The sequence below is a fragment of the Shewanella sp. HL-SH4 genome (genome assembly GCF_051164845.1).
Taxonomy (GTDB): Bacteria; Pseudomonadota; Gammaproteobacteria; order Enterobacterales; family Shewanellaceae; genus Shewanella; species Shewanella glacialimarina.
This window is the reverse complement of the sequence record NZ_CP195037.1, coordinates 269,803-295,713: the sequence shown is the minus strand read 5'-3', so window position 1 is coordinate 295,713 and position 25,911 is coordinate 269,803. Positions and strand designations below refer to the sequence as shown.

Here is a 25,911-nt window from a genome sequence, read left to right as displayed (position 1 = left end):
ACTTTTGGTTGGCATCTGGGAGTAAATAACGGGATTGCCGTTAAACAAGTATCCCTCCTTACAAAGTGCCTTTGGATAGAAATTGCTCAGAACAGTTAAGGTCTGAGACTTATAGACACTTTTTATGTTTCTTACATTAGATTAATCTTCGATTATTTGATAGTTCTTTGCCCTGTCACGTTTAGGGGCAGAAACGAGTTACGGGAACTAACGTTATAATTCATTTATCTTTGCTGAGTTATGGAAGACCATTACTTTGATCTAACCTATTGCCTGTGAGGCTTATGTGCAAGCTCGAATGTGTACGCTGCAAGCTCATACCTGAAAGATTGACCTTGTAATGAACTGTCACCGCAGTGCTTACACCCGAAATTTCCGCATCTTCGATTTGACCATATTCGTAATTAACAGACACAAAACCTTTTAGACTAAATGTGAATTGAGGTCATCGAGAAAAGGCCGTGAGCTTGGCATGGATGCCACGCTAGCTTTCGTTGGGCCAGGGACGGCTCATCGGAAGCGTTAGGGCTTTTCGACAATGGCCGAAGCCGGATACAGATGAAGTTGAAAGCTGGATCGATCCCCATCGAAAATTATGCGCTTTTCAGCATTTTTCGTCAGGGGCAGGAGGGTGATCCAAGAGGGTATTGCTGTTGATACCCTTTTGGTCTGGTGTGGGTGAAGCGCCACGACGTTAGTGGCCGCAGGCCATATTTCCAAACAAACCTTGGGGCAAAACCAAGTCAGTGTTAAAAATAATCTTATTCTACTTAATCTTTAAAAACCAGAAGGTTAAGAAAACACTGGAAAGGTTCATTATGGTGATTTGCGAGCCGACCATCCGACCCATGGATGGGTCGGCTGAGCTACAAGGACTTTTTTATTTCAATAGAATGCAGCGTGTCGGTGAGTGAATGTTCTGCTGAAAATATAAAGATGAACTTCACGATACATTCTTTACTATGAGCGAAGCTTCATGTTCATAGTGGCCGCAGGCCATATTCCAACAAACCTTGGGGCAAAAATGTGTTACTCCTAACCCGTTTCTGCCTGCAAGCAATGCCAAAAATTATCAAACCATAATATAAATGGTCAACCTTTATTATGATTTATCAAACTTTAATATCAAAGCACAACGCCCGCCCTAGAATATTTCTAAGGGGCGGAAGTTATGGTTAGGCCATATCGTTACTTAAGATCAAGTATCACAGATTGCAGTGGTTGAAGGGTGATATCGACTAGCGCGCTGCCGTCAGCCTGTATTGTAAATGAATAGGGTGTTTGTGGTGTTGTGAGTAAATCGGCTAATGATCTATTTTCACTGACTTGCCATGCTTTGATTAATGTTTGCGGTAACACAAGGCTAAACTGCTTGGCTTCATGCTGACTAAAGTTACTGGCAATAATTAATTGTTGCTGGGCATTATAGCGACTAAACGCAAAAACTTTATCGTCATATCCGGCCACGTTAAGCTGACGCTGATAGGTGTCTAACTCTTGATATTCACCTTTTAATGCGGGTGCGCTGTGGCTTAGATTTAACAAGCGTTGATAATAGTGACGCAGGGCTTTTTCTTGAACAGTTGATTGTCCACCATCAAATTTACCGTTATTCATCCAACGTTGGTGTGCTGGCACGCCAATGTAATCAAAAATACTGGTGCGAGTTGGCTGACCAAAGCCTGCATGTTCAGCGCCTTGTTCGCCAACATCCTGGCCGAAGTAAAGCAAAGTGGGGGAGCGGCTGATTAGGGTTGAAACCACCATAGCCGGTAAGGCTGCTTCTGCTGAACCCGCAAAGTCAGTAGTGTTAATCCGCTGTTCATCGTGGTTTTCTAAAAAGTGCAGCATATGGGCTTCAATGTCGGCGACTTTTGCCTGGTCGATAGCAATTTGTGCGGTACTAGCCTTGTCTTGAATGATGTTTTTGAGGGTATCGTATAAATCGACTTTATCGTACAGATAGTCCATTTTGCCTTGTTGAATATAGGCGCGATAAAGACTTGGGTTATACACCTCGGCGAGTAAAAACGCATCGGGTTTGGTGTGTTTAATGTGACTGTTGAGGTAGCTCCAAAATTCTACGGGCACCATTTCGGCCATATCGTAACGAAAACCATCAACCCCTTTAGCTAACCAATATTGAGTGATGTGCTCAAACTGACGCCATGAGTCTGGAATGTCCTTATTGGGTTGCGACTGCCAGAACAGATAATGTTCAGCAGCTGATTTTGTGTCAAAGCCATTAGGCAAGGCAGGGAAGTCATGGCTGCCATCGGGCTTAACACCATAATTAATTTTGACTGTTTCATACCAGTCATTAGCGTCCGGTTTGGCTAATCGCGAGCCATTACCCGTCCATTTGGCGGGAGACTCTTTGAATAAGCTGTCACTCAGTGGATTGACTTCGCCATTTAATGGTTTATATCCATTGGCTGGGTCAGGGACTTGAAAATTTTCGCCAACGACATAATAGAAGTTGTTATTTTTACTGTAGGTTTGAGTTTTATCATCTTGAGCGCCAAAATCTTCTACACCTGCGGGCGAGGATAAAGATTGATAATTACGCGCCACATGGTTGGGTACAATATCGATAATGACCTTCATACCTTGCTGATGGGTGCGGGCAATGAGCGATTCAAACTCGGCTAAACGGTTGGCTGGGTCATCGGCTAGATCAGGATTAACATTGTAATAATCTTTTACTGCGTAAGGTGATCCCGCACGGCCTTTGACTACGTCAGGGTCATCGTTTGCTATCCCTATTGCAGTGTAGTCATTAATGACGCCGTGGTGGGGAACGCCTGTATACCAAACATGGGTTGTGCCTAACGACTTAATGTCTTGTAATGCCACATCGGTGAAGTCGCTGAATTTACCCACGCCGTTTTCGTCAAGAGTACCCCAAGGCTTGTTGGTTGTGTTGGTATTGCCATATAGGCGGGTGAACACTTGATAAACCACTGCTTTATGGGGCAGTTCAGCGGCAATGTCAGCACTTTGATTTTGTGCTGATGTGGTATCAATAATAGATCCTGTTGCAGAAGGCTTGTCACCAGAGCAAGCCGTTAAGCAACCACTGAGGATGAGTAAAGTGGATACACGAGACAGAGTTAAGGGTAATGGCGTTAAATTCATATTAGGATTCTTATTGGTTAACGTATTTATTAATTTTAAATGCTGGCATGTGTCAGTCACGATTAATGTTGTCTACTGGAAAGTAGCAGAATGGTGACGCCTTTTTGCGTTAATTTAAGGCTTTGTTCTAATGAATACGATTGTGATGTCAGAATATCTTTGACGATGATAGGTTCTGCACTCGGTTCATTACCGGTAATACTTGACTGAAATCGAGCTAACTCTAATTCAACCACTTGCTCATTTTTGTTATAAATGATCATTAACGTTTCATCTTCGGCTTGCCTAAATTGCACATAAACGCCCTCTTGGGGCGCATAATGAGTGAGTTTACCTGCCGTAATCGCTTCAGACTGCTTACGGTAATTGAGCAATGTTCGCGTAAAGTTAAGTGCATCAACTTGAGTGGCGGTGAGATTGGTATTTTCTAACACGCTGCGGTTATCACCATTCCAACCACCTGGAAAATCAGCCCGAACCGCGCCATCATTGCGGTCTTTTGTGGGGCTGGTCATCGCCACTTCAGTACCATAAAAAATTTGTGGAATACGGTTACTGGTTAGCACGTAGGCCATGGCCATTTTGTATAACGCCATGTCTTCATTTAACAAGCTGTATAAACGATTAGTGTCATGATTACCCTCAAATAACACCAACTTTGTTGGGTTGGCATAAACCACATCATTGGCGAGCATTTCATATAAGTTAATTAACCCAGTCCCCCAATCTTCTTTTTCGTTTAAACTTGAAATGATTTTTTCATACAAAGGGAAATCCATCATGCTTGGTGAATATGATTGATAACCGTCTTTATTGTTTTTGCCTGCTTGCCAATAACTGACCGTGATGGGGTTGGCGGTCCATTCTTCACCGACGATATTAAAGTTAGGATATTCATCCATTACCGCTTTAGACCACTTTGCCAAAAAAGCTTTGTCGGCGTAGGAGTAGGTGTCTTCACGAATACCGCTAAGGCCTGCATATTCCACCCACCAAATACTGTTTTGAATTAAATAGGTAGCTAAATAGGGATCGCGCTGATCCAGATCTGGCATAGTGTCGGTAAACCAGCCGTGTTCAAACTCTGCGGTGTCTAATGCTACTGCATAAGGGTCTTGTACTGTGGTGCGTCTGTGGCTAGTATAAGTGATATTTTTAGCATCTTGCTGCCATTTAGCTTGGCCGTTAATCCAGCTTGAGGTGGGAAAACCTAGGCCATTAGGCTTCATCCATTGATGGCCAGAACCCATATGATTAACCACCACATCTTTAATGATGCCAATGCCAAAAATGTTGGCTTCTTCTACTAAGGATTTATATTCTTCATTACTGCCAAAGCGTGGATCAATTTTGTAAAAGTTGGTGGCAGAATAGCCGTGATAAGAATACTGCGGTTGATTATTTTCAAGTAGTGGGTTGATCCAAAGCTGGGTGACGCCTAAATCTTTCAAGTAGGGCAGTGCTTTACGAATACCCATAATGTCACCACCATGGCGACCATCTTTATCGGCTCGATTAACCTGTTCAAGCATGTCAGGGTGGTTATCATTTTCCGAATTGCCGTTAACAAAACGGTCGGGTGTAATGAGGTAAATTACATCTTTATTGCTAAAACCTTGACGGTTTTTAGACTCTTTCTCTCGCGCTAAAATAGGGTATTCAATGCTTCGTATGAGCGTATTATTATCATAAAGCCCAATCGTTAAGGTTTGTGGCGGTGCATTGGTCAAATCTAAGTTGATAAATAAGTGATGTTGGCTTTGTGAGGCATTAACATCGACTAAGTTTATATCGATGGCGTGAATAAGCTTTACGTCAAATTGGCTTATGTTTTTGCCGTACACTAATAGTTGTAATTGGCTATTGTGCATGCCAGCCCACCAGGACTCGGGCTCCACTTTGAACGATTCAATTTTTATTGGACTGATGTCTGCAAAAGTATGAGCGCTGAACAACACAGTGGCACTGAATAATAAGCCAGTGATAAGAGAATAAGCCTGCTGGTGTCGAGTTAATTCCATGGGGTACCTTATTAAATTTAGTCTTTAGTTAACTTCAGCTCGGGATAATAAACGCTTACCAAACAGCCCTTTGTCTTGCTAACTGCGTTTCATTAACGTGCAATAGGCCAGCTATTGACGTGTTAATGCGCCTTGTTTTCAAAACAAATAGCAAGTTTGCTAAAAAATAAGCTAAATCTGTTGAATTCAGCTTATTGAGCCCATCTCTTAACTCGAGTTGAGGTTAGTTATTTTTGTAATCAACAATTTTTTGCTCATTATTTACAGCTTGTTAATAAAATGCTCATGTTCAGGCATTGCATCAACAGTTCGACCTATGATGGTTTTGACATTAGTCAGAAACTCTTGCAAGTCATGGTCTTGAATACTATTGGCCAGTGGGTTGAAGTCTTTAGGCATAATACCTTGACCTAGCATCACTTGAACCCAAGCAGCTTCGGTAAATAGCTCATCTTGATGGCGGGTCACTGTGCCGGTTGCGGTAAATAAATCTATTTTGCGTTGCAGTGATTCAGGGATGGCCATTTCGCGGCATTGTTGCCATAAATCAGCCTCTTCACCGCGATTATTTGCACGTTGATTCAGATGGTAATGCAGAATGATAAAGTCACGAATTTGCTCAAATTCCGTCTGTGACTGGCGGTTAAACTCATCAATATTGGCTTGTTGAACGCCATTGTGGGGAAATAGCTTTGTTAACCTAATAATGGCTGATTGAACCAAATGCAGGCTGGTGGATTCCAGCGGCTCTAAAAATCCACTTGATAGCCCAATAGCGACACAGTTCTTGTGCCACTGCTTTTCACGTCGGCCGGTTTTAAAGTTAATCTTTCTGGGTTCGGTTAATGGTTTAGCATCAAGATTGTTCAATAACAGTGCTTTGGCATCGTCATCGGAGATAAATTTACTGCAATAAACCAAGCCATTACCTGTACGGGTTTGTAATGGGATACGCCATTGCCAGCCTGCATCATGGGCAATTGAGCGTGTATAAGGGGTGATTGTTGCTGTGCGTTCACATTGCACCGCATAAGCACTGTCGCAGGGTAACCAATGCTGCCAATTTTCAAAGCCAACCTGCAATTGTTTTTCAATAAGTAGTGCGGCAAAACCAGAACAATCGATAAAAAAGTCGCCGCGAATAAACTGATTACCCTCTAATGTGACCGATTCAATATTACCGTTTGGGGTCAATTGAGTTGAGGTAATTAATCCTTCAATCCGTTTAACGTTGAGGTTTTCGCTGTATTGGCGCAGGAATGAGGCGTAAAGACCGGCATCGAAATGATAGGCATGGGTAATACCGGCAAGTGGTGAGCCTGCAACCTTGTCCATGACGGTAAATTTATTGGCCTTAGCTGCCTGATAATTGAGTGAGTATTGCCAAAAGTCGCTATTGTCTAACGGGTTTGATTTTAGCCAGTAATGATGAAATTGAGTAAAGCCAATGTCTTTACCTATGTCGCCAAAGGCATGCATATAACTTTGTTGTTGCTTGCCCCAGTTTTCAAATTCAATACCCAATTTAAAGGTGGCTTGGGTGTGTTTAATAAAATCAGTTTCTTTAATGCCCAGCACACTATTAAAAATTTGCAGCGGAGGAATTGTCGCTTCACCAACGCCTATGGTGCCAATGTCCTCTGATTCAATTAAGGTGATGTTGAGCTGTGACTTAAAAAGCCGAGTGAGCATGGCCGCTGTCATCCAACCCGATGTACCGCCGCCTACAATTACAATGTTGTTGATTTTGTTGTTATTCATAGTAATCGCCTTATGTAATATTACCTATAAAGTAAAAAAGCCCCTGTAACAGGTTACAGAGGCTTTTTTGTCGCCGCTAGATTAGAACTTGTAGTTCGCACCTAACATGAAATTGCGACCGTAGTTTTGATAGTCACGTACATGACGCGCATCATCACCAGTATATGAAGTGAATGGCTCGTTGGTTAAGTTGTTCACCTGAAGTACTACTGATAGGCCGTATAAGGCATCAATTCCACTTTCAGTAAAGTCATAACCCACTTGCGCATCAACCACGGTTTCAGCTTTAACGTTAACATTTTGACGAGTCAAACTGATAGCCGTGACTTCACCTAAGAAGTCGCTGCGGTAACGTGAGCTAACACGGGCTTCAAAGCCTGAGTTTTCATAGTAAACCGTTGCGCTGAATGTTTTTTCAGATAAACCAGGCAGTGCCGTTGGATCACTTTCAGCGGTTTCTTTTACTTCAGAGTCGTTGTAAGCACCGCTAAGCACTGTACCAAAACCCGTTAGTGAATCAGCAAATAAGCCAAAATCTAAAGAGAATGTAGCTTCGATACCTTGTACATAACCGCCGTCACCATTTTGTGGTTGCGATACAACGCCTAGTGGGTTGTCGCCTGGGTTTTGCGGTAAAATTGTACTGAAATCAAATACAGCTTGCTGATTGTATACGAAGTTTTCTAAGTCTTTGTAGAATGCTGCTACTGCAAAGTAACCTTGATCACTAAAGTAGTTCTCGTAACTTATATCAAACTGGCGGGCTAACCATGGACGTAGTTCAGGGTTACCTGCACCACCAGACCAGTTAATACCGTCATTTGGATTTTCATTGTAGCTAAAGTTAACGTTAGCATTCATTTGATCCATGCGAGAGCGAGTTAGTGTACGCGCAGCAGCAAAACGGATCATCTGACTATCAGCAACTTCAAAACCTAAGTTGATACTCGGTAGCCATTCAACATAATCATCGCCCGCAGTTCGAGGCGTCATGGTGACTTCGCCATCAGCAACAGTTGCCACAGTACCGTCAGAACTTTGCTTAGACTGTACCGCTTGTAAACCTAAGTTACCGGTCACTGGGATATCAAATAATTCAGTTTCTAAATTACCCATCACGTATGCAGTGGTAATTTCTTCACTGACTGCCCAAGAGTTGGTAGCACGTGATAAATCAACATTTGCTACGTCAGTTTCAGTATAGTTACCGTCATTATAGAAGGCTAATGAGTCATAGCTGAGTACATCACCCATACCAAAGAAGCCAAGTGATGTTGGTGACAATAAGTATTGATCTGGCACTGTCATCATATAATTAGGATCAGTACCGTCATAACCTTTAAGGGTTAAGTAGTAACCTTTGTCTAATTTTGTTTTGTCACGCTCAGTGTAGTTCACACCAAATTCGATGCTGCGCAAAGCGCCGCCATCAAGAACATACTCAGCACTTAGACGTAAAGACTGTAACTCATCTTCAATTTCAGGTTTGTTAATAAAGCCATCTTGAGTGTTAGCGCCTAATGGGCTGCCCCAACCAAGTGAATCGCCCAGTCTAATTACGCTAGGATCAGCATAATTTAGGCTGTGGTTGAATTCATAACCACCATTGCCATTATTCACAAAACCTAAGTCGTCTACTGCGCCAACGCCAGTGCCACGGCCTGTACCACTGTAACTTTCCATACCAATGTCGGTACGGTCAGCTTTAGACAAACCAATGTCGGCTTCAACAGACCAATTGTTATTAACTTGGAATTTGTTATTCCAGCCAATTGACAATGATTCAGCATCACGCTTGTTGACATCGTTACGCACCACAACTTCTGCGCCACGAATAACGCCTTCAGTGACTAAACCGTCTTCAGTTTTAGTCGCTTCAACACCGCCGTTAGCGCCCCAAGCAGCAGGAATTTCAATACCGCGTAAACGTTGGTCATCGGTAAATTTAGAGTAGTAAACATCTACCACAGAATGGAAAAAGTCATTTGGTGCATATTCAAAAACGGCTAGCACACCATCACGCTCAAGTTCACTTGAACGTACAAATGGCTTAGCGCCGCCTAATACGCTATCACCAGCAGCATTTTCTGGGTAACCCCATGCTTGCCAGCGCTCTTCCTGGTTAGGCGATTGCATGCGCGCATAGCCTAAAGCAATACCAATAGTATCATCAGCAAATTGGTCGATATAAGAGATACTGCCGCGATAACCTTTGTCTTCAGAGCCGCTGTTCAGTGCGCCCAGGTCGTTCATTTCGCCACGTAAGCCGATAGCAAAAGTTTGCTCGCCGTGTGCTAATGGGCTAATAGTTTGCATGTCAACCGTGCCACCAATGGCTTGAGCCATCACAGAGGCGTCAGGTGTTTTGTATACAACGACTCGGTTTAATAATTCTGATGGATATTGGTCAAACTCGACACCACGGTTATCATTAACAGAGGCTTGTTCGCGTCCGTTTAATGTTGCCGTGGTGAAATCTGGGCCCATACCGCGAATAGAGATAACGTTTGCACGACCATCAAGACGCTGTGCAGATACACCTGGTAAACGCGCTAGTGACTCAGCGATTGAAACATCCGGTAATTTACCAATGTCTTCAGCAGAAATAGCTTCTACGATGGAAGATGAAGACATCTTAAGTGATTGTGATTCTTGTAAACTGCGGCGAATACCTGTGACTTTTACCACTTCGATATTTTCATCTGCAGTGGTTGCGGCATTCACGTCGTCAGCCGCATAAGCACTGATGCTTGCTCCTGCAGCGACTAACGCTAATGTGAGTAGGCTTGGTTTAAATAGCAACATTTATCGTTCCCCTTTTACGACGGCTTAACCTTGATATATCGAGTTCAAGTATTAGCAATCTTTTTGATTTTGGTTACAGTCTTTATTGTGTTTTTGTATCAGCATACTTAATTGACTGCAGTAAGTGCTGAAGTTATGACCAAATTGTTGCACAACAGTGACGATACTACTCCTAGGATTGTTTGACCGACAATATTATGCATACGTATTCAAAAGCTTTGCCGTGATAAAGTTGTACAGAATTTACATTTTACTAACCTGAATTTGATGTCACTAATATGAGTTAAGTGTATGTATACATTTGTGATATCGCAATTTTAGAATGGATTGTTTTTAAAGTATTTTTATGCATACGTATGCAGGTCTATTGAACCTCATTTCCCTATTCACGTATCCTCAATGCCACAACAATATAACGATGGCGTGTTATAACGTCGCAACATGTGTTTAACATCATTAAAAAAGTGGGTCGATGATAAACATCATTTAGAGGGAATGTTATGGGTCAAGTAACCTGGTGGCGTGGCGGAATAATTTACCAAGTTTATCCACGTAGTTTGATGGATTCGAACGATGATGGCGTGGGTGACTTACAGGGGATCATAGCTAAACTTGACTACATTTCTAGTCTAAATGTAGATGCCATTTGGATTTCGCCATTTTTTAAATCACCAATGAAAGACTTTGGTTACGACATTAGTGATTATCGTGATATCGACCCCATGTTCGGCACTATGGCTGATTTTGACGAACTGATTAATAAAGCCCATCGGTTAAACATCAAGATTATTATTGATCAGGTACTCAGCCATACTTCTGATCAACATGCATGGTTTGAGGAAAGTCGCCAAAGCAGAACTAACCCTAAAGCTGACTGGTATGCATGGGCTGATCCTAAAGATGATGGCAGCGCACCGAATAACTGGTTAGCTATTTTTGGTGGTTGTGCCTGGGAATGGGAGCCCCGTCGTCAGCAATATTATTTACATAACTTCTTAAAAAGTCAGCCTGACTTGAACTTTCATTGTGACGACTTACGCCAAGCGGTATTAGATAATGTTGAATTTTGGCTTAAAAAAGGCGTGGACGGTTTCCGTTTAGATGCAATTACCTTTTGCTATCACGATGAACAGTTGCGAGACAACCCAGCTAAACCAAAAGATCAGCGCCAGGGACGTGGTTTTAGTGAAGACAATCCATATGCTTACCAATATCACTACTATAATAATACCCGCCCGCAAACGGTTGGTTTTATCGAAGAGTTACGTGCATTAATCAACCGCTACCCAGGCGCAGTGACCTTAGGTGAAGTGTCTTCTGAAGACTCATTAGCCACTATGGCTGAATACACTCAAGGTGACGATCGCTTACACATGGCATACAGTTTTGAGCTGTTAACCGATGATTTTAGTGCCGCCTACATTCGTCAAACTGTTGAAGAGTTAGAAGCAAGCATTGGTGATGGCTGGCCTTGTTGGGCAATTGGGAATCACGATGTACAACGTGTGGCATCTCGTTGGGGTAAAGGCGAGAGCAATACTGATTTAGTTAAAATGCTCAATGGTATGCTGTTTTCGCTGCGAGGCAGTATTTGCAGTTATCAAGGTGAAGAATTAGGTTTAACCGAAGCGCCAATTGAGTTTGAACAGCTTCAAGACCCATTTGGCATTGCATTTTGGCCGATGTTTAAAGGCCGCGATGGGTGCAGAACGCCGATGCCTTGGAGTAAAACTGCAACTCAGGCTGGATTTTCTCAAGGGCAACCTTGGTTACCTATTCCTGCGGAGCATGCCAACCAAGCTGTTGATGTGCAGGAAATGGATCCATATTCAGTATTGAACAGTTACCGTCATTTTTTAGCGTGGCGAAAAAAGCAAACTGTATTAATAGAAGGGGATATTGAGTTTATTGATACATTGCCGGCAGTCTTAGGTTTTAAACGACAAATTGATGATAAAACAATGCTGGTGTTATTTAATTTAACCGCTGAAATTGCCTATTTCGATCTAGGGACATTGGCGCTAAGTTCCTTGACAATAAGTTATATCCACAGTGAGCATGGACTGTTAGCTGGAGAAGTAGATGATTCTGATCAGATAAAACTCCCGCCGTTTGCCAGTTTCTTTGCTGATTTATCATAAAGACAAGATTACGTCGTTAACCTTTTTGTTAATGGCGTTTTATTTTACAACAGCACTTAACACGCTTTAAGTGTCACAATAACAACAATAGATAAGAGACCTTAATTATGGCTTCAACAATATCAGGTTCAACGAATACTTCTGCATCGGGTGGTGAGGGTAACTTCCGCTTTGCACTTGTTTCATTAACTTCATTGTTTTTTATGTGGGGGTTTATCACTTGCTTAAACGATATTCTTATTCCCCATCTTAAATCGGTATTTTCGCTGACTTATGCTGAAGCGATGTTAATTCAATTCTGCTTCTTTGGTGCCTATTTTTTAGTGTCACTGCCTGCAGGTATGCTGGTTAAGAAACTGGGTTATCAAAAAGGGATTGTTACTGGGTTAGTGATTGCCAGTATCGGTTGTTTATTGTTTTATCCTGCTGCGGCACTTGCTGTATATGGACTTTTTTTAGGTGCTTTATTTGTACTTGCTTCTGGCATTACTATTTTACAAGTTGCAGCTAACCCTTATGTAAATGCATTAGGCAGTGCTGAAACCGCATCAAGTCGATTAAATTTAACTCAAGCATTTAATGCACTCGGTACCACGGTGGCTCCCTTTTTTGGTGCGGTATTAATTTTATCTGTTGCTTCAGGTGCAACCGGTGACTTAAGCCATGCTCAGGCAGAAGCTGAAGTGGTGAAATTACCTTATCTTATTTTAGCCGGTATGTTGGCATTACTCGCGGCTATTTTTGCAAAAATTACCTTACCAAAAATTGTGGAACATAATGAACCAGCAGATGCCGCAGGCAAAATTAGTCACAATGGCAAAACCAGTGCAGTTCAGTCGCTACACCTTGTTTTAGGTGCTGTGGGTATTTTTGTTTATGTGGGTGCAGAAGTTGCAATTGGCAGCTTTTTAGTCAGCTTTTTAGGTGAAGAAAACATTGCAGGATTAAAAGAAGCCGATGCCGCTAACTATATTGCTTATTATTGGGGCGGAGCAATGATAGGGCGCTTTATTGGCTCGGCTGTAATGCAAAAAATTCCTGCTGGAACCGTGCTAGCGTTTAATTCATTAATGGCCGCGGCTTTAGTATTGGTGGCAATGAATACGCAAGGCATGCTTGCCATGTGGGCCATTTTAGCGGTTGGCTTATTTAACTCTATCATGTTTCCGACTATTTTCAGTTTAGCGTTACGTGATTTAGGCCCACATACTTCACAGGGCTCAGGCATCTTATGTTTGGCTATTGTTGGCGGTGCAATCATTCCATTATTACAAGGCGTGATGGCAGACAGCATGGGCTTACAACCTGCGTTTATTTTACCCGTGATATGTTATGGGTTTATCTTGTTTTATGGTGCAAAAGGCTCAAAAATGTAATTTAGGTTATATTCATTGGGCAACAAGCCATATGACTATCCAAAGCGACCATTTAGGTCGCTTTTTTATTGCTATCAGTGGCGTAAATACCTATGATCGGCGCAATTGTGTTTCTGTTTTTTCATTGTGTCTAAATTGAGAGTGTTATGCTGACTTATTCCTTATCTGGCAGTTCTTCTGAGCTGGTGTTAAATGTGTTAACCATGGTACTAAACCAGGGCAAGCCATTAGATCGTGCCTATTCACATAACTTCTCTGGTTTACAGCTTGAACCTGCTGAACAAGCGCGTATTACTGTGGTTGCCGGAGATATCTTACGTCGATTAAATCTGTACTGCTTTATTGTTGATATTGAACAGGATGAATTTGAACGTTTAGGGTCTAAACTGCTTAATGGTTGGCATCTTTTCCATGATTTAGCCTTACCCAAAATGCAATATTCATTGCAAGTTGATGAAGCGGCATTGAGAGCAAACATTGAAGCGGCTAAAGCGATACCGACATTATGGGATGGTTGCCCAGAATGGTTAGATATTTTAGGCGATGCGCAGTTAGGCGAAAAATGGCCTGCTGAACGTGCAGCATTAATGCAAGCCCCTAAGCGTTATATTCGCGTTAATGGCTTAAAGTGCGATCGTGAAACATTGATGGAAAAGCTAGCCAAAGAAGGTGTTGATACTCAAATAGTTGAATCTGTCGATAGCGCCCTTGAAGTCACATCTAATTCTGCCTTATTTAGAACAGATTGCTTTCAAAAAGGGTTATTTGAGCAACAGGACGCTGGCTCGCAATTAGTTGCCGCTGCTGTAGATGCTAAACCTGGGATGCGCGTAGTAGATGCCTGCGCAGGTGCTGGCGGCAAAACATTACATATAGCAGCACAAATGCAAGGAAAAGGGCGCTTATTAGCGATGGATATTGAGCAGTGGAAACTTGATAACCTTAAAACTCGTGCTAAAAGAGCGGGTGCCCATAATGTTGAAACCCGCATTATTGCCAGCTCTAAAACCATTAAACGACTAAAGCTGACCGCAGACCGAGTATTACTTGACGTGCCTTGTTCAGGTTTAGGGGTCCTAAAGCGTAATCCTGATTCAAAATGGCGTGATACCGCGGAACGTCTACCGATATTAATTGAGCTGCAAAAACAAATCATTGATAGCTACAGCCGTATGGTCAAAGTCGGTGGCATGTTGGTTTATGCGACATGTTCAATTATGCCCGATGAAAACCGCAATCAAGTTGATCGTTTTTTAGCAGACAACCCTCATTTTAGTTTAATTGATGATGAATCTATTTTGGTTTCAGAGCATGGTTTTGATGGTTTTTATATCGCCAGAATGAGCCGAGATTCAGAATAGTGTTAGGTAAAAATGTAAAATTCTTTTACTAAAAAACAATAAATTCGAAACAAATGTTGATCATATTTAATATAATGCATACCCTTGATAGGGTACTCATGTTGAGTGTTTTATCTTGTAATTATTGTCTGTTTGGAGTTGCATGGATTTAGGTCAACCAGATACCAACCTTGTGTCCGAGTTATTATTAACCGCACAATACAAGTCCAGTATTGAACGCTATAGCACTATTCTTAACATGGTGCTTGAAGGCGTTTCATTGGGTGAGATTTTACACTCCTTAGTGTTGTTAATCGAAGCTCAAAAAGTGGGTACCCGGGCATCAGTCTTATTACTCAGTGATGATGGGAAAAGATTATTATCCGGTGCAGCGCCTAACCTTCCAAGCGAATATAATGATGCCATCAATGGTGTAGCAATTGGCCCTAACGTGGGTTCATGTGGTACCGCGGCACATTTGCAGCAAAGAGTAATAGTCGAAGATATTGAAACTGATCCTAATTGGATTGATTATAAATCTCTACCTCTTAAAGCGGGGTTAAGGGCATGCTGGTCCGAACCTATTTTTGATACTGACAATCGAATACTCGGTACATTTGCCATGTATTACGACACGATAAAATCACCCACTGAGCAAGATTTACATTTAATTCAAGAAGCAGCAAGATTAGCCAGCTTAGCTATTGAGCGTAGTCGAGGATTACATTTACAACGTTTAAGCAGTAAAATTTTTGAAAATTTACCAATAGCATTAGTCATTACTAACGAGCAAAATGCGGTATTATCCGCTAATCCTAGCTTTATTAAATCAACCACACTTTATGACTGTAATAATAAAACCTTTGATATTAAGGCTTATTTGCAGTCTTCAGATCAAGACCTTATTGATGAGTTATTCACATTTATTCATCGTGGACATTCGTGGGTAGGGGAATTAAAAGGCTTAAAAACAGTTGACGATATTATCGATATTGAGCTGGTTGTTACAGTTATTCGCGATTCGTTAACCCAGCAAAATTGTTATGCCTGGATGATTACCGATATTTCCGCTAGAAAAACAGCAGAAAAATTAATCGACTTCCAAAATAATTATGATCAACTTACCGGCTTAGCGAATCGAAGATATTTATTCAAAAAATTACAAATTTTAATTAATCAAAGCACAGCCGTACACGGCCAATCACAGTTCAGTTTGATGATTCTAGATTTAGATCATTTTAAGCAAATTAATGATTCCTTGGGTGCTGATAATGGTGATGAAGTTTTGTGCCGAGTAGGCAAGCGTCTGCTCGAGATTATTCCTGAAAATAGCTTGCCTTGCCGAATTGCTGCAGATGAATTTGCGATCGTGCTACCTGGAAATCAAACCATTGAAAAATTATCTGTGTTTGCTGAGCAAGTTAAAGCTGTAATAGGTAAAGAAATAGCTATTAGTAATGAACTTCTGAGCTTGAGTATTAGCAGTGGATTTGCCACATACCCCAATGATGCTTCGAGTGCAGAACTCATGTTAAATTGTGCTAGCCAAGCGATGTACAATGCTAAGGCCAGCGGACGTAATTGTTATCAATTTTTTAATCAGGACATACAATTAGAAGCTGAGCGCACAGCGCAACTGCATTTTTATTTGAAAAAAGCAATAAGCCAAAATGAATTTGAATTATATTATCAGCCGATTGTGGACCCTATTAGTGGCAAAATAATTAAGGCCGAAGCCTTACTGCGCTGGAGCCATGACGGTAAGTTCATTTCCCCAGATCTGTTTATCCCTATTGCAGAACAATCAGGCTTAATTGTTGAAATAGGCGAGTGGGTTAAAACTCAAGCTGTAATGACCGCGATAGAGCTAAAAAAACGTAATCTAATCATACCAATATCGATTAATGTCTCGACATTAGAGTTCTGGTCCGGGGATCTTCAAAAGCGATTTTTACAGTATTTTGATACAGTCCTTGAAACACTAAGTATTGATGTATTTCCTTATGAGATGATTACCCTAGAAATTACTGAATCACTTATGATGAAACAGCAATCTGAAGTGTGCGAGGTTTTGTCGCTATTACGTAAAAGAGGCATACAAATTTCCATAGATGACTTCGGTACAGGCTATTCATCATTGTCATATTTAGTTAATTTCCCCGTTGACCAAATAAAAATAGATAAGTCTTTTATCCAAAAGCTTGAGACAGACTCTCGGCATAATGCTTTGGTCGAGGCCATTGTGAGCATGAGTAATGCACTTGATCTGACTGTTGTTGCCGAAGGGGTTGAAACTCAGAGCCAGTTAGACTTTGTCAATCAATTGAATATTCCCGCAGTACAGGGCTATTTTTTCTATAAGCCTATGCCTAAAGCCGATTTTCTTAATTTGATGTTCTTAAACTAACGTAAAAAGTGAGTTAACTTTGGTATACCCTTCTTAAGTTGTATTCAGTAAGTTGTTATTTAGCGATGCTGATATTCAATAGTGCAACTTTTAAACATCACTTTTTTATGGGCAAAAAAATACCGCTGAATAGCGGTATTTAAATTTGATGTTTAAGCTTATTAAGCAAGTAAACTCTTTGGATCGGTAAAGGTGAGTGAAAGTGCTTCAGCTACTTCTTTACAGACGATCTTTCCATGCATGACATTTAAACCATTGAGGAAGTTTTTGTCATTCAATAAAGCTTGCTTATATCCTTGGTTCGCTAACTTAATGATATAAGGCAAGGTGGCATTATTTAATGCAAAAGTTGACGTGCGTGCAACAGCACCTGGCATGTTAGCGACACAGTAATGAACTACATCATCAACGATATAAGTTGGGTCTTGGTGAGTGGTTGCGTGAGAAGTTTCTACACAGCCACCTTGGTCAATAGCAACGTCAACAATGGCACTGCCAGGCTTCATACGCTTAACCATTTCTTTGGTGATAAGTTTAGGTGCTGCAGCGCCTGGCACTAATACACCGCCAATCACTAAGTCAGCTTCAAGTACATGGCGCTCAATAGCATCAGCTGTAGAGTAAATCGCTTTGACTGCTGAGCCAAATTGCACATTTAAGCGACGAAGAGCATCAATGCTGCGGTCAAGAACAACCACATCAGCACCCATACCAACAGCCATTTGTGCAGCATTAGTGCCGACCATACCGCCACCAATAATCACAACTTTAGCTGGCTCAACACCTGGTACACCACCTAGTAACATGCCTCGACCACCAAGTGATTTCTCTAGTGCACGGGCACCTGCTTGTATAGACATACGACCAGCAACTTCAGACATAGGAGCAAGTAGTGGCAAGCCGCCACGGTCATCTGTAACGGTTTCGTAAGCAATACATACAGCACCACTTTTAACCAGATCTTCAGTTTGTGCTAGATCTGGTGCAAGGTGTAAATAAGTAAATAGAATTTGGTCGTGGCGTAACATGGCACGCTCAATCGCTTGTGGCTCTTTTACTTTTACGATCATGTCAGCTTTAGCAAAAATTTCGGCAGCCGTTGCTGAAATTACAGCACCTGCGTCGATGTAATCTTGATCGGTAAAGCCAATACCAACACCAGCATCAGATTGAACAAAAACATCATGACCTTTAATAGTCAACTCGCGAACACTTGAAGGAACCATGCCAACACGGTATTCGTGGTTTTTGATTTCTGTTGGAACACCAATAATCATTTTTGAGCCTCGATTAGAATTGTACTCGTAGGATAGACGAGTAATTTTATTATTAATTATTTACCCTGAACGTGCTTGTTTCAGAGAACTCTAGTATAGTACTGCTTAAGTAGTTTATCCTGCTGAAGTTTGATAATAAAAAGATACAAATGTCGTTTAAGTGTTAAATTAGAGTTTAAAATATGGCTAACAATAAAAACTATTCAATAAAAGATTTGGACCGGATTGATAGAAACATTTTGAATGAACTCCAAGTGGATGGTCGTATTTCAAATGTCGAATTGTCTAAACGTGTCGGCCTTAGCCCAACACCTTGTTTAGAAAGGGTTAAGCGTCTTGAAAAGCAAGGGTATATAAATGGGTACACGGCATTAGTTAATCCACACTATTTAGGCGCATCTTTATTGGTATTTGTCGAAATCACCTTAAATCGCGATACCCCTGATATTTTTGACCGTTTTAATCGTGCTGTTCAACTACTCGATGATATTCAAGAGTGTCATTTAGTCTCCGGCGATTTTGACTATTTGCTTAAAACGCGGGTACCCGACATGTCTGCTTATCGTCGTTTACTTGGCGAAACTCTGCTAAAATTACCTTCAGTTTCTGATACACGTACATACGTGGTGATGGAAGAAGTGAAGCAAACCAATAAAGTTGCCCTAAATTTACTGGTGGATTAATCGCAATTATTGATTTCACATTAACATGGCGTACTACATTAGTGAGTCAAAAAAAGAAACTGCGACAGAATTAGTCGTTGAATCGGCTAATTCTGTTTATTATTCATCCATTCTTAATCATTCCTTAATTCAAGCGATTAAATCCTATTCACATTCAATTGAGCTTATGTTGTACTCAGTGCATAATCGCTGATAACACAGACTAATTCTGTTATATTCAGTAATATTAATCTCTCTCATTTTTTATGGATGATTCCTTTGACTCAGGGAAACAATTTAAAAACACTCAGTGGACTACAGCGACTGCTTGAAGGCGGTTTAATTCTTTGCTGTATGGTCGCCACCTACATTTTGTTGGCGTTATCTAGCTTTAGCCCTAACGATCCGGGTTGGAGCCAATCGCATTTTCAAGGTGAAATACATAATTGGACCGGTGCTGTTGGCGCATGGACCGCTGATGTTTTATTTTACTTTTTTGGTTTTATCGCTTACACCATCCCCGTCATTATTGCTGCTACCGGTTGGTTCTTTTTTAACCGCTCACATCGATTGCTAGAAGTCGATTATTTTTCTGTAGGTCTTCGTATTATCGGTTTCATGTTAATGGTACTTGCGCTGGCTGCTATGGTGAGCATGAATGTCGATGATATCTATGTATTTTCTGCTGGTGGTGTAGCGGGTGATGTCATCAGTCAAGCCATGTTGCCTTATTTTAGTATATTGGGTACCACGTTATTATTACTGTGTTTTATTGGTGCGGGATTTACCCTCGCCACAGGAATTAGCTGGCTAACGATTATTGAATTGCTTGGCCGTGGCGTTATTTGGTTAGCAAAGAAGATATGGCAATTACCGCAAGTGTTCAAACGTGAACGTGAAACCGAAGATACACGTGGTTTTATGTCTGTTGTAGATAAGTTTAAACAACGCCGTGACAGTGGGTTTGACGATGAGTTGTCACATTCTTTTACCGCTAATATTGATGAAAAGAAAACTGCTTCATCACGAAATATCCAAAGCTTACTTAAAGCAGATAAATCACATTCTGAATTAAAGCAAACAACTTCTAATATATTTGATGCTGATGAGTCATCAACTGATGAAGATAGTCCAACACCAACAATAGAGAAAAAGCGCAGTATTTTTAGTCGTAAAATAAAACCTGAGCCGCTTGAGCCTAAAGTTGAGTCTGAAATAAATGAAGATGACGATGATGAACGCTTGGAACCTAAAATGTTCCAACAGGACATTAATGATTTAGACCCGTCTTTTACCTCTTGGTCTGAAGACGATGAAGTCAGAACCCCGAGTTTTTCGGCTATTGATGATTTGGATGATGATCTTGACGATGATTTAGATGAATCTAATAATGACATCGAATTTGCACCAGTACATTCTACTGGCGCGTTAGTCGCTCAACAGCAACCTAAAAAAGAAGCCAAAATTGTAGATGGTATTGTGCTTATTGATGGTCAAACACTTCAACAAGCCAAAAAACCGATGACTTTATTGCCGAGTATCAGTTTATTAGATGTGCCAGATAGAAAGAAAAACCCGATTAGTGAAGAAGAATTAGAGCAAGTTGCGCGATTAGTGGAAATGAAGTTAGCCGATTTTAATATTATCGCTAACGTTGTAGGTGTGTATCCAGGCCCTGTTGTGACACGTTTTGAACTCGAACTTGCACCGGGAGTGAAGGCCTCAAAAATCACTAATTTGTCAAAAGATTTAGCGCGCTCATTATTGTCAGAAAATGTCCGTGTTGTGGAAGTTATTCCAGGTAAAGCCTATGTCGGTATAGAGTTACCTAACAAGTTCCGTGAAACTGTGTACATGCGCGATGTATTAGACAGCGATGCTTTTAGAGACAGTAAATCAACCTTATCTATGGTGCTCGGCCAGGATATTTCCGGCGAGCCCGTCATTGTCGATTTAGGTAAGATGCCACACTTATTGGTAGCGGGTACCACAGGCTCGGGTAAATCAGTAGGCGTAAACGTGATGATCACCAGCTTATTGTATAAGTCTGGTCCTGATGACGTGCGCTTTATTATGATCGACCCTAAGATGCTTGAATTGTCAGTTTATGAAGGCATCCCACACTTACTGTGTGAAGTGGTAACCGATATGAAAGAAGCCGCCAATGCACTGCGTTGGTGTGTGGGCGAAATGGAACGTCGTTATAAATTGATGTCGGCTTTAGGGGTGCGTAATTTAAAAGGTTACAACATCAAAATTAAAGAAGCCGCAGCCAGAGGGGAATATATTCCGGATCCGCTTTGGAAGCAGTCTGAAAGCATGTTAGATGAAGCACCGCCATTAGACAAATTACCTGCAATTGTCGTTGTGGTAGATGAGTTTGCTGACATGATTATGATAGTGGGTAAAAAAGTTGAAGAACTGATTGCTCGTATCGCCCAGAAAGCTCGAGCTGCCGGTATTCATCTTATTTTGGCCACCCAGCGCCCATCGGTAGATGTTATTACTGGTTTGATTAAAGCTAATATACCCACTCGAATCGCATTCCAAGTATCGTCTCGAATCGACTCAAGAACCATTTTAGATCAACAAGGCGCTGAAACCTTATTGGGTATGGGCGACATGTTATATTTACCACCAGGTACTAGCGTGCCAAACCGTGTTCATGGTGCTTTTATTGATGACCATGAAGTTCATAAAGTGGTTGCAGATTGGTGCGAACGCGGTAAGCCTCAATATGTTCAAGAAATTTTGAACGGTATCTCAGATGGAGAGCAAGTATTGCTACCCGGCGAGACAGGTGACTCTGATGATGAGTTAGATGCGCTTTATGATGATGCAGTCGCGTTTGTCACAGAAACTCGACGAGGCTCTATTTCAAGTGTGCAACGTAAATTCAAAATTGGTTATAACCGAGCAGCACGAATTATTGAATCAATGGAAGCGCAAGGGATTGTTAGCTCACAAGGGCATAACGGAAACCGTGAAGTTTTGGCGCCACCGCCACCAAGAAATTAGTAGGAATTTTTATGCTATTTATGCGTACGACCATGATTTCAATGACAGTAATGGCTTTATTAAGCAGCCACAGTGTAATGGCTGACGATGCCAATGCATTGCGAGCCAAGCTCACTAATATTGACAACTTACATGCTAATTTTGAGCAAAAAGTAACCGATGTAAATCAAAAACTTATTCAGTCAGGTAGCGGAATATTTGCTTTGTCGTACCCGAATAAATTTTACTGGCACTTAACTGAGCCTGATGAATCATTGATTGTAGCCGATGGTCTTAGTGTATGGGTATATAACCCATTTGCAGAGGAAGTCACTGTGATGGATGTATCACAGGCGGTCGATGCTTCTCCTATAGCGCTGTTAGTTCATCGTGATGAAGCAACATGGTCGCAATATAATGTCACCAAAACGGCTGGCAAAGCTGAGTGTTTTGATATTTCCCCCAAAGAAGCCCGTGGTAATGTTGTCGCGGTTGCTGTGTGTTTTAAAGGTAAGCAACTGTCGGCGTTTGATTTAACCGATGAGCAAGGCAATTTAAGTCAGTTTATGCTGACAGAGCAACGTCCTGTTTCGCCATCTGAAAAAACGTTATTTAAGTTTGCCATTCCTGAAAATGTTGATATTGACGATCAACGTTTAAAGCAGATCCAATAACTGAAGGTGGCAAATCTCGGTTTTGATTTCGCGCCTGATTTTCGCCCACTTGCGGCAAGAATGCGGCCGCGTGAAATTAGCGAATACATAGGCCAAAAACATCTATTAGGTGAAGGGCAACCCTTACGTAAAGCCTTAGAGGCAAATCGTGCCCATTCTATGTTGTTGTGGGGGCCACCTGGGACCGGTAAAACCACCTTAGCCGAAATTATTGCCCATTATGCCAATGCTCACGTTGAGCGTATTTCTGCGGTAACATCAGGTGTAAAAGACATCCGTGCTGCTATTGAGCAAGCCAAAGCAATTGCTCAAAGTCGTGGTCAACGCACATTGTTGTTTGTTGATGAAGTACATCGATTCAATAAAAGTCAGCAAGATGCATTTTTACCTTTTATTGAAGATGGTACGGTGATTTTTATTGGGGCAACCACTGAAAATCCCTCTTTTGAAATCAATAATGCTTTATTATCACGCGCGCGCGTTTATCTTATTAATCGGTTAGCCGATGACGAGATTATTCAAATAGCTCAGCAAGCATTAATGGATAGTGAGCGTGGATTGGGTAAAAGGCAGCTTCAATTATCTAATAAGGTCGCTAAATCACTGGCTCAAATATGTGATGGCGATGCCCGAAAAGCGCTTAACTTAATTGAGTTAATGAGTGATTTAGTTGCAGATAAGGGCGAATTTACTCTTGATATGCTCACCCAAGTTGCCGGCCATCAAGTTGCAGGTTATGACAAAAATGGCGATCAGTTTTACGATTTAATCTCAGCGGTTCATAAATCGGTTCGTGGCTCCGCCCCAGATGCTGCTTTATACTGGTTCTGCCGTATTCTAGAGGGTGGCGGTGATCCTTTGTATGTTGCTAGGCGATTATTAGCTATTGCATCTGAAGATATTGGTAATGCCGACCCGATGGCAATGACAGTTGCGTTAAATGCCTGGGATTGCTTTCATCGCTTAGGTCCTGCTGAAGGTGAGCGTGCTATAGCCCAAGCGGTACTTTATTTAGCCAGCGCGCCTAAAAGTAATGCTGTTTACACTGCATTTAAACAGGCCAGAGAGCTTGCAAAACAAACTGGGCATGAACCTGTGCCCAATCATTTACGTAATGCTCCTACCAAATTAATGAAAGATATTGGCTATGGTCAAGAATACCGCTACGCCCATGATGAACCTGACGCATTTGCTGCTGGAGAGAATTATTTCCCAGAATCTTTACTCGACAGTCATTTTTATCAACCAACAGACCGTGGTTTTGAAAAGCGTATCCAAGATAAATTAGCCAACCTTGAGCAACGTAATCGCCAAAGTGAGCACAAACGCTATGACTAATATTCTATTTGTTGCGTTAGGTGGGTCAATAGGTGCTGTTTTACGTTACCTTATTTCAATTTTTATGATCCAAGTATTTGGAAGCAGTTTTCCTTTTGGTACACTGTTGGTCAATGTATTAGGATCGTTTCTAATGGGGATAGTTTATGCCTTAGGGCAACTGAGCCATTTAAGCCCTGAAGTAAAGTCACTTGTTGGTGTTGGCTTACTTGGGGCATTAACTACCTTTTCTACTTTCTCCAATGAAACCTTATTGCTGATGCAGCAGGGTTTATGGTTTAAAAGTATGCTTAATGTGTTGCTGAATGTATCACTGTGTTTATTCATGGTGTATTTAGGTCAGCAGCTGATTTTTTCACGCGTTTAACTAAAAAGAACTAACAACATGCTAGATCCAAAATTTTTGCGTAACGAACTAGAAGTCACAGCTGAGCGTTTAGCTGCCCGAGGTTTTACTTTGGATGTAAAACACTTATCCACATTAGAAGACAAGCGCAAAACGCTACAAGTCGAAACAGAAGAGTTACAAGCTTCTCGTAACGCGATTTCTAAGTCGATAGGCCAAGCAAAAGCTCGTGGTGAAGATACCAGTTCGATCATGGCGCAAGTAGGTGATTTAGGTGCCCAGTTAGATGCTAAAAAGACCGAATTAACCGCGTTATTGCAAGAGTTAAACTTAATTGCAATGAGTTTACCTAACTTACCTGACGATGCTGTCCCACAAGGTGCAGATGAAAATGACAACGTAGAAGTGAGACGTTGGGGTACACCTAAATCGTTTGATTTTGAAGTTAAAGATCACCTTGATTTAGGCGAAGCACTCCAAGGTCTAGATTTTAAAAATGCGGTCAAAATTACTGGTTCGCGCTTTATTGTGATGAAAGGTCAAATCGCGCGTTTAAATCGTGCTCTTGGTCAATTCATGCTTGATACCCATACTAGTAAACATGGTTATACCGAAGCCTATGTGCCGTTATTAGTGAATGAAGATAGCTTACTGGGCACAGGTCAGTTGCCTAAGTTTGGTGAAGACTTATTCCACACCAAGCCAGCAACTGAAGAAGCACAAAGCTTATCTTTGATCCCAACAGCCGAAGTCCCGCTAACTAACTTGGTGCGTGACACGATTGTTGATGAAGCCGAATTACCGATAAAAATGACGGCTTTAACAGCGTGTTTCAGAAGTGAAGCAGGCTCATACGGTCGTGATACCCGAGGTTTAATTCGTCAGCACCAATTTGATAAAGTTGAATTAGTGCAAATTGTTCACCCAGACCATTCAATGGCCGCATTAGATGAGTTAACTAAACATGCTGAAAGCATTTTAGAAGCGCTCGAACTACCTTACCGTACAGTTATATTGTGTACTGGTGACATGGGCTTTGGCGCAAGTAAAACATTCGACATTGAAGTCTGGTTACCTGCCCAAAATACTTACCGTGAAATATCTTCTTGTTCAAACATGAAGGACTTCCAAGCGCGTCGCATGCAGGCTAGATATCGTAATAAAGTGGATAATAAACCTGCTTTATTGCATACGTTAAATGGATCGGGCTTAGCGGTTGGACGTACTTTAGTGGCAGTATTAGAAAACTATCAAAATGCAGATGGTACTATTACAGTGCCTGCAGTATTGCGTCCATATATGGGTGGTTTAGCCGTTATTGGTTAACAGATACAATTAATCCTCAGTAATCATTAATGACATGGTTATTGAGGGTAAGTGCTTGGGAAAGTACGACTATGGCGCCTAGGCGTAATGATAATAATAAAAGTAGAATCTACTCGTTAGTGATGTTGTTCTTCGGTGCGTTAGTCATGTTTCAATTTGCTCAAGCACTGTTCATTGTTATTGAAAATGGCTTCAAACTTTAAAGCCAAAATATAAAAGCCTCTTTGATAAATCAATGAGGCTTTTTTGTTATTTTTTAACATATTCAACTGAAGTAAAAAGGTAAGAAACTATAAAGCGGC

16 protein-coding genes are annotated in these 25,911 nt (G+C 41.3%); 11 read left to right on the top strand and 5 right to left on the bottom strand.

All coding sequences use genetic code 11. From position 1 onward, the window contains the following. Window positions 1–1,188: 1,188 nt before the first annotated feature. From ACRWQL_RS02200 to ACRWQL_RS02185, 4 genes are all read right to left on the bottom strand, one after another. The gene (locus ACRWQL_RS02200; RefSeq protein ID WP_434952112.1) at window positions 1,189–3,138 is read right to left on the bottom strand and encodes an alpha-amylase family glycosyl hydrolase; all 1,950 of its coding nucleotides are present in this window, start codon (window positions 3,136–3,138) and stop codon (window positions 1,189–1,191) included. Between the two features lie 62 nt (window positions 3,139–3,200). After that, on the bottom strand, window positions 3,201–5,159 hold the full coding sequence (locus ACRWQL_RS02195) for a glycoside hydrolase family 13 protein (RefSeq protein ID WP_434952111.1): 1,959 nt from the start codon (window positions 5,157–5,159) through the stop codon (window positions 3,201–3,203). A 261-nt stretch (window positions 5,160–5,420) separates the two neighbouring features. Further along, window positions 5,421–6,920 (bottom strand): tryptophan halogenase family protein, encoded by a 1,500-nt coding sequence (locus ACRWQL_RS02190; protein WP_434952109.1) that lies wholly within the window; start codon window positions 6,918–6,920, stop codon window positions 5,421–5,423. A gap of 81 nt (window positions 6,921–7,001) precedes the next feature. Then, on the bottom strand, window positions 7,002–9,725 hold the full coding sequence (locus tag ACRWQL_RS02185) for a TonB-dependent receptor (protein ID WP_434952107.1): 2,724 nt from the start codon (window positions 9,723–9,725) through the stop codon (window positions 7,002–7,004). 500 nt (window positions 9,726–10,225) lie between these two features. On the opposite strand from ACRWQL_RS02185, the gene ACRWQL_RS02180 reads away from it, so the two are divergent. The 4 genes from ACRWQL_RS02180 to ACRWQL_RS02165 all read left to right on the top strand — a co-directional run bounded on the left by ACRWQL_RS02180 (window position 10,226) and on the right by ACRWQL_RS02165 (window position 16,989). Beyond that, complete coding sequence (locus tag ACRWQL_RS02180; RefSeq protein ID WP_434952105.1) at window positions 10,226–11,866, top strand: alpha-glucosidase; 1,641 nt, start codon at window positions 10,226–10,228, stop codon at window positions 11,864–11,866. 107 nt (window positions 11,867–11,973) lie between these two features. Beyond that, complete coding sequence (locus tag ACRWQL_RS02175; protein WP_434952103.1) at window positions 11,974–13,242, top strand: sugar MFS transporter; 1,269 nt, start codon at window positions 11,974–11,976, stop codon at window positions 13,240–13,242. 146 nt (window positions 13,243–13,388) lie between these two features. After that, entirely contained in the window at window positions 13,389–14,603 is a 1,215-nt protein-coding gene (locus ACRWQL_RS02170) for an RsmB/NOP family class I SAM-dependent RNA methyltransferase (RefSeq protein ID WP_434952101.1), read from the top strand. Window positions 14,604–14,745: 142 nt separating this feature from the next. Further along, window positions 14,746–16,989, top strand: coding sequence for a bifunctional diguanylate cyclase/phosphodiesterase (locus tag ACRWQL_RS02165; RefSeq protein WP_434952099.1), 2,244 nt, complete (start codon window positions 14,746–14,748; stop codon window positions 16,987–16,989). A 161-nt stretch (window positions 16,990–17,150) separates the two neighbouring features. On the opposite strand, the gene ald is transcribed toward ACRWQL_RS02165, so the two are convergent. After that, window positions 17,151–18,266 (bottom strand): alanine dehydrogenase, encoded by a 1,116-nt coding sequence (gene ald / locus ACRWQL_RS02160; RefSeq protein ID WP_434929840.1) that lies wholly within the window; start codon window positions 18,264–18,266, stop codon window positions 17,151–17,153. A gap of 182 nt (window positions 18,267–18,448) precedes the next feature. Between ald and lrp the strand changes: the two genes are divergently transcribed. From lrp to ACRWQL_RS02125, 7 genes are all read left to right on the top strand, one after another. Then, window positions 18,449–18,949 carry a leucine-responsive transcriptional regulator Lrp gene (lrp, locus tag ACRWQL_RS02155; protein ID WP_226410050.1) on the top strand — a complete coding sequence of 167 codons (501 nt, stop codon included), beginning with the start codon at window positions 18,449–18,451 and terminating at the stop codon, window positions 18,947–18,949. A gap of 258 nt (window positions 18,950–19,207) precedes the next feature. Further along, window positions 19,208–21,946: a DNA translocase FtsK 4TM domain-containing protein gene (locus tag ACRWQL_RS02150; protein ID WP_434952097.1), complete on the top strand. Its 2,739-nt coding sequence runs from the start codon at window positions 19,208–19,210 to the stop codon at window positions 21,944–21,946. A gap of 20 nt (window positions 21,947–21,966) precedes the next feature. Beyond that, window positions 21,967–22,599: an outer membrane lipoprotein chaperone LolA gene (gene lolA, locus ACRWQL_RS02145; protein WP_434953447.1), complete on the top strand. Its 633-nt coding sequence runs from the start codon at window positions 21,967–21,969 to the stop codon at window positions 22,597–22,599. Between the two features lie 60 nt (window positions 22,600–22,659). After that, window positions 22,660–23,937 (top strand): replication-associated recombination protein A, encoded by a 1,278-nt coding sequence (locus ACRWQL_RS02140; protein ID WP_434953446.1) that lies wholly within the window; start codon window positions 22,660–22,662, stop codon window positions 23,935–23,937. After that, window positions 23,930–24,304 (top strand): fluoride efflux transporter CrcB, encoded by a 375-nt coding sequence (crcB, locus tag ACRWQL_RS02135; protein WP_226410047.1) that lies wholly within the window; start codon window positions 23,930–23,932, stop codon window positions 24,302–24,304. The genes ACRWQL_RS02140 and crcB overlap by 8 nt, the downstream gene beginning before the upstream one ends. An 18-nt stretch (window positions 24,305–24,322) precedes the next feature. After that, complete coding sequence (gene serS, locus ACRWQL_RS02130) at window positions 24,323–25,609, top strand: serine--tRNA ligase (protein ID WP_434937546.1); 1,287 nt, start codon at window positions 24,323–24,325, stop codon at window positions 25,607–25,609. Between the two features lie 29 nt (window positions 25,610–25,638). Next, window positions 25,639–25,812 carry a hypothetical protein gene (locus ACRWQL_RS02125; RefSeq protein WP_434952095.1) on the top strand — a complete coding sequence of 58 codons (174 nt, stop codon included), beginning with the start codon at window positions 25,639–25,641 and terminating at the stop codon, window positions 25,810–25,812. Window positions 25,813–25,911: the final 99 nt, after the last annotated feature.

Excerpts from the sequence above, each read along its gene's own strand:
- ACRWQL_RS02200 (WP_434952112.1), bottom strand. The coding sequence starts at position 3,138 with ATGAATTTAACGCCATTACCCTTAACTCTGTCTCGTGTATCCACTTTA.
- ACRWQL_RS02195 (WP_434952111.1), bottom strand. The coding sequence starts at position 5,159 with ATGGAATTAACTCGACACCAGCAGGCTTATTCTCTTATCACTGGCTTA.
- ACRWQL_RS02190 (WP_434952109.1), bottom strand. The coding sequence starts at position 6,920 with ATGAATAACAACAAAATCAACAACATTGTAATTGTAGGCGGCGGTACA.
- ACRWQL_RS02185 (WP_434952107.1), bottom strand. The coding sequence starts at position 9,725 with ATGTTGCTATTTAAACCAAGCCTACTCACATTAGCGTTAGTCGCTGCA.
- ACRWQL_RS02180 (WP_434952105.1), top strand. The coding sequence starts at position 10,226 with ATGGGTCAAGTAACCTGGTGGCGTGGCGGAATAATTTACCAAGTTTAT.
- ACRWQL_RS02175 (WP_434952103.1), top strand. The coding sequence starts at position 11,974 with ATGGCTTCAACAATATCAGGTTCAACGAATACTTCTGCATCGGGTGGT.
- ACRWQL_RS02170 (WP_434952101.1), top strand. The coding sequence starts at position 13,389 with ATGCTGACTTATTCCTTATCTGGCAGTTCTTCTGAGCTGGTGTTAAAT.
- ACRWQL_RS02165 (WP_434952099.1), top strand. The coding sequence starts at position 14,746 with ATGGATTTAGGTCAACCAGATACCAACCTTGTGTCCGAGTTATTATTA.
- ald (WP_434929840.1), bottom strand. The coding sequence starts at position 18,266 with ATGATTATTGGTGTTCCAACAGAAATCAAAAACCACGAATACCGTGTT.
- lrp (WP_226410050.1), top strand. The coding sequence starts at position 18,449 with ATGGCTAACAATAAAAACTATTCAATAAAAGATTTGGACCGGATTGAT.
- lolA (WP_434953447.1), top strand. The coding sequence starts at position 21,967 with ATGCGTACGACCATGATTTCAATGACAGTAATGGCTTTATTAAGCAGC.
- ACRWQL_RS02140 (WP_434953446.1), top strand. The coding sequence starts at position 22,660 with ATGCGGCCGCGTGAAATTAGCGAATACATAGGCCAAAAACATCTATTA.
- crcB (WP_226410047.1), top strand. The coding sequence starts at position 23,930 with ATGACTAATATTCTATTTGTTGCGTTAGGTGGGTCAATAGGTGCTGTT.
- serS (WP_434937546.1), top strand. The coding sequence starts at position 24,323 with ATGCTAGATCCAAAATTTTTGCGTAACGAACTAGAAGTCACAGCTGAG.
- ACRWQL_RS02125 (WP_434952095.1), top strand. The coding sequence starts at position 25,639 with ATGACATGGTTATTGAGGGTAAGTGCTTGGGAAAGTACGACTATGGCG.